The 5474-nt window shown below is 69.7% G+C and carries 1 protein-coding gene; it reads left to right on the top strand.

The window, feature by feature from the left end:
- On the top strand, window positions 1-5474 hold a 5474-nt coding region (locus tag GTY96_RS36920), incomplete at both ends, for a non-ribosomal peptide synthetase (protein WP_161667155.1).

The raw sequence follows: 5474 nt of genomic DNA, 5'->3' as shown, positions 1-5474 counted from the left end.
CTGCTTCGCCTCGGCGCCGTCCCTCCCTCCGTCCGCGTCGTCAACCTCGCCGGTGAGGCGTTGCCGGAGACTCTCGCGAAGCAGGTCTACTCCCTGCCCTCCGTCCTCAAGCTCTTCAACCTCTACGGGCCCTCCGAGGACACCACCTACTCCACCGCCTCCCTCGTCCGTCGCGACGAGGTGCCCCTCATCGGCAGGCCGCTGCCTGCAACGCGCGCCTACGTCCTCGACGCCTCCCTGCAACCCGTCCCCGTCGGCGTCGCCGGTGAGCTCTTCCTCGCTGGTGAAGGCCAGGCTCGCGGCTACCTCCTCCGTCCGGAGCTCACCGCAGAGCGCTTCCTCCCGGAGCCTCACGGCCCTCCTGGCGGCCGCATGTACCGCACCGGGGACCGCGTCCGGTACCGCCCTGACGGCCGCCTCGAATACCTCGGCCGCATCGACTTCCAGGTGAAGGTGCGTGGCTTCCGCATCGAGCTCGGTGAAATCGAAGCAGCCCTCCGCCGCGCTACCGGCCTCAAGGACGCTGTCGTCATCGCCAGGGGCGAAGCTGCCGACAAGCGCCTCGTCGCCTACGTCACCCCTCGCGAGGGCCACTCCCTCGACATCGACTCCCTCAAGGCTCACCTGCGCCTCGGCCTCCCCGAGTACATGGTGCCCTCCGCCTTCCTCGTGCTCGACGCCCTGCCCCTCAACTCCAACGGCAAGGTCGACCGCAAAGCCCTCCCCGAACCAGAAGCACCCCAGGCCACCCACTCCTACGAGGCCCCTCGCACCGAGACCGAGGCCTCTCTCGCCTCCATCTGGGCTGAAGTCCTCCGTCTGCCCCAGGTTGGCGTGAAGGACTCCTTCTTCGAACTTGGCGGACACTCCCTCCTCGCCACCCAGGTAGTGTCTCGCGTCCGCTCCGAGTTCAACGTGGAACTCCCCCTCCGCGCGCTCTTCGAGTCCCCCACCATCGAAGCTCTCGCGGGGCGGCTGTCAGCCAGCACCGGCCCCCGAGTCCCCAAGCTCACCCCCGTCTCTCACGACGGCCCGCTGCCGCTTTCCTTCGCCCAGCAGCGCCTGTGGCTCTTGGATCAACTTCAGCCAGAGGACGCGTCCTACAACATCCCCACGGCGTTGAGGCTCACGGGCCGCGTGGACGTAGAGGCGCTGCGCCGCGCCTTCGAGGCGCTGGTCGCTCGCCACGAATCCCTGCGCACCACCTTCCGCGAGAACCAAGGCCACGCCATCCAGCATGTCCACGCACCGACGCCATGGACGCTGCCGCTCGTGGACCTCTCCTCGGTGCCCGAGCCTCAACGTGAGGCCGAGGCCCAGCGGAAGGTCGAAGAGGACGCGCATCAGCCGTTCCAACTCCAGCGAGGTCCGCTGCTGCGCACCGCCCTGGTGCGGCTGGGCGCCGAAGAACATCTGCTGCTCGTGACGATGCACCACATCGTCTCCGACGGTTGGTCCATGGGCGTCCTCGTCCGCGAAATGGCGGCCTTCTATGAGGCCTTCACCCAGGGCCGCGCCCCCACCCTGACACCCATGCCCATTCAGTACGCGGACTTCTCCGCGTGGCAGCGCCAGTGGCTGCAGGGAGAAACGCTGGAGGCGCAGCTGGGCTACTGGAAGCAGCAGCTCGCGGGCGCTCCGTCCGCGCTGGAGCTGCTGACCGACCATCCGCGTCCCGCCATCCAATCCCGCGAGGGCGCGACCCACTCTGTCCAGGTCTCGCAAGCGACGTCCAAGGCACTCAAGGCGCTCGCGCAACGTGAAGGCGCCACGCCCTTCATGGTGCTCCTGGCCGCGTTCCAGCTCCTCCTGTCGCGCTACGCCTCGCAGGACGACATCAGCGTGGGCTCGCCCATCGCGGGACGCACCCAGGCGGAGACCGAAGGCCTCATCGGCTTCTTCGTCAACACCCTCGTCCTGCGCGCGCGGGTCGCTCCCAAGGCGACGTTCCGCGAACTGGTCGCCCAGGTCCGCGCCACGACGCTCGCGGCCTACGAGCACCAGCACCTGCCTTTCGAGAAGCTCGTCGAGGCCGTGCAACCCGTGCGCGACCCGAGCCGCAGCCCGCTCTTCCAGGTGATGTTCGCGGTACAGAACGCCCCCACGGGGAGCCTCCGTGTCTCCGGCCTCACCTTCCAGCAGGTGACCGCCGAGATGCGCTTCGCCAAGTTCGACCTGACGCTGACGCTTCAGGACTCCCCCCAGGGCTACATCGGTGGGTTCGAGTACAGCACCGCGCTCTTCAAGCGGAGCACCGTGGAGCGGATGGCCCGCCACCTGCGCACGCTGCTGGACGCCGTGGCCACTGCCCCCGAGCAGCCCATGGCCGAGCTCCCGCTGCTCTCCAGCGAGGAGCGTCAGCGCCTGCTCGTGGACTGGAACCCCTCCGCGGTCGCCAGTCCCACGGACCTCCCCGTCCACGTCCACTTCGCCCGGCAGGCCGCGCGCACGCCGGATGCCGTGGCCCTCGCGCTGGGGGACGCCACGTTGACGTATGCCCAGTTGGATGCGCGCGCGAATCAACTGGCCCATCACCTGCGTGCGGTGGGCATCGTCCCCGGTGCTCGCGTCGGCCTCGCCGTCGAGCGCTCCTTCGAGCTGGTGGTGGCCATCCTGGCCATCCTCAAGGCCGGCGCGGCCTACGTCCCCGTGGACCGCAACGCCCCCGTGGAGCGCATCGCCGCCCTGCTCGACGACGCCGACGTCCGCGTCGTCGTCACCCACCAGCCCTTCGCCTCACTGCTGCCGGCCACCGGCACTCGGGTCTGGCTGGATGCCCAGGCCCACGACATCGCCGCGCTGCCGACCCATGCGCCGGACATCCTCCTCGACGGCCAATCGCTCGCCTACGTCATGTTCACCTCCGGCTCCACCGGCAGGCCCAAGGGCGTCTGCGTTCCCCACCGCGGCATCACCCGCCTGGTGCTCGGCAACACCTTCATGCGCTTCGGGCCTGACGAGGTCTGGCTCCAGTTCGCCCCCTCCGCCTTCGATGCCTCCACTCTCGAGCTCTGGGGGGCGTTGCTGCACGGCGCGAAGCTCGTCCTCGCGCCCCCGCACTCCCTCTCCCTCGAGGAACTCGCGGCTCAGCTTCGCCACCACCGCGTGACGTCGCTGTGGCTCACCGCCTCGCTCTTCGAGCAGATGGCCCTCCACCAGGGGGAAGCACTCGCTGGCATCCCCCAGCTCCTCGCCGGTGGCGACGTACTCCCCGCCGCCAGGGTGCGCGAGCATCTGGCCCGGCTCCCTGAAGGCGCCGTGCTCATCAACGGCTACGGCCCCACGGAGAACACCACCTTCTCCTCCACCCACTCCCTTCACCGGGGCTCCCGCGTCGACGGCTCGGTGTCCATCGGTAGGCCGCTCTCCAACTCCACCACCTACGTCCTCGACTCCCACCTGCGTCCGGTTCCCACCGGCGTCGCGGGCGAGCTCTACGTCGGCGGGCAGGGCCTCGCCTGGGGCTACCTCCACCGGCCAGACCTGACCGCGGAGCGCTTCGTCCCTCACCCGTTCGCCACCACGCCCGGCGAGCGCCTCTACCGCACCGGCGACAAGGTCCGCTGGCTGGCGGATGGCACGCTCGACTTCCTGGGCCGCATCGACTTCCAGGTGAAGGTGCGCGGCTTCCGCATCGAGCTGGGTGAAATCGAAGCCGGCCTCCGCGCCTCCAACGGAGTCAATGAGGCCGTCGTCATCGCCCGTGGCGCCGACGCGGACAAGCGCCTCTTCGGCTACGTCACCGCGCGCGAGGGCCACACGCTGGACACGGACGCGCTCAGGGCACAGCTCAAGCAGCGGCTGCCCGAGTACATGGTGCCCTCCGCGCTCCTGGTATTGGAGGCCCTGCCGCTCAACGCCAATGGCAAGGTCGACCGCAAGGCCCTCCCGGAGCTGGGGAACGTCCCGCGCGCCTCCGCCTTCGTCGCCCCGCGCACTCCCACAGAGGAGAAGCTGGCCACCCTCTTCGCCGAAGTGCTCCGCGTCGAGCGCGTCGGCATCCACGACGACTTCTTCGCGCTCGGTGGGCACTCGCTGCTGGCGACCCAGCTCATCTCCCGCGTACGCGCGGCGTTCTCGGTGGAGCTGCCGCTGCGGGCCCTCTTCTCCGCGCCCACGGTCGAAGGCCTCGCGCCAGCGCTCGAAGCAGCCCGCTCCGCCGCCCACCGCGCGCCGCCCCTGCTGCCCTCCACGCGAGACGGAGTCCTTCCGCTCTCCTTCGCGCAACAGCGGCTCTGGCTGGTGGATCAGCTGCAGCCCGGGGACATCTCGTACAACATCCCCGCGGCGCTGCGGCTGACAGGTCGTCTGGACGTGGGGGCGTTGCGCCGCGCGTTCCAGGCCCTGGTCGCCCGGCACGAGACGCTTCGCACCAGCCTCTCCGCGCCTCACGAAGAGCCGTCGCAATGCATCCAGGAGCAGCTCGACTGGGACCTGCCCGTCATCGACCTGACCTCGGTCCCCGAGTCGCGGCGCGACGCGGAAGCCGAGCGCGTGGCGACCGCGGAGGCCCGCAAGCCGTTCCACCTCGTCACGGGGCCGCTGATGCGCAGCAGCCTGGTGCGGCTGGCGGAGGACTCGCACCTGCTGCTGGTGACGATGCACCACGTCGTCTCCGACGGCTGGTCCATGGGCGTGCTCGTCCGTGAGGTGGCGGCCCTCTACGAGGCCTTCTCCACCGGACAGACGCCGTCGCTCCCGCCGCTCCCGGTGCAGTACGTCGACTTCGCGAAGTGGCAGCGGGACTGGCTCCAGGGCGAAGCGCTGGAGTCGCAGCTCGCCTACTGGAAGCAGCAGTTCTCGGGAGCGCCCGCCGCGCTGGAGCTGCCCACGGACCACCCGCGTCCGCCCGTGCAGTCGCACCGCGGCGCCACGGTGGACGTGCGCGTCCCTGCCCAGCTCTCGAACTCCCTCAAGGCCCTGGCCCAGCGTGAAGGCGCCACGCCTTTCATGCTGTTGCTCGCGGCGTTCCAGGTCCTCCTGTCTCGCTACTCAGGACAGGACGACGTCCGCGTGGGCTCCCCCATCGCGGGACGCACCCAGGCGGAGACCGAAGGCCTGATCGGCTTCTTCGTCAACACCCTCGTCCTGCGCGCGCGGATGCAGCCACGAGACTCCTTCCGGCAACTGCTCGCCCAGGTGCGCGGCACCACGCTCGCCGCCTATGAGCACCAGCACCTGCCCTTCGAGAAGCTTGTCGAAGCCGTGCAGTCCTCGCGTGACCTGAGCCGCGGCGCGCTCTTCCAGGCGATGTTCTCGCTGCAGAACACTCCCATGGAAGCCCTGCGCGTCCCGGGCCTCTCCTTCCAGGCCGTCACGGTGGACACGCGCTCATCCAAGTTCGACCTCACCCTGACGCTGATGGAGTCTCCCCAGGGCTTCGTCGGAACGTTCACCTACGCCACGGATCTCTTCGAGGCCTCGACCGTGCAGCGCATGGCCGGCCACCTCGGCGTGCTGCTCGAGGCCATCGC

It is taken from the genome of Corallococcus silvisoli, assembly GCF_009909145.1.
Lineage (GTDB): Bacteria > Myxococcota > Myxococcia > Myxococcales > Myxococcaceae > Corallococcus > Corallococcus silvisoli.
Note: the sequence above shows the minus strand (reverse complement) of the source record. Positions and strands in the feature narration are given on the sequence as shown.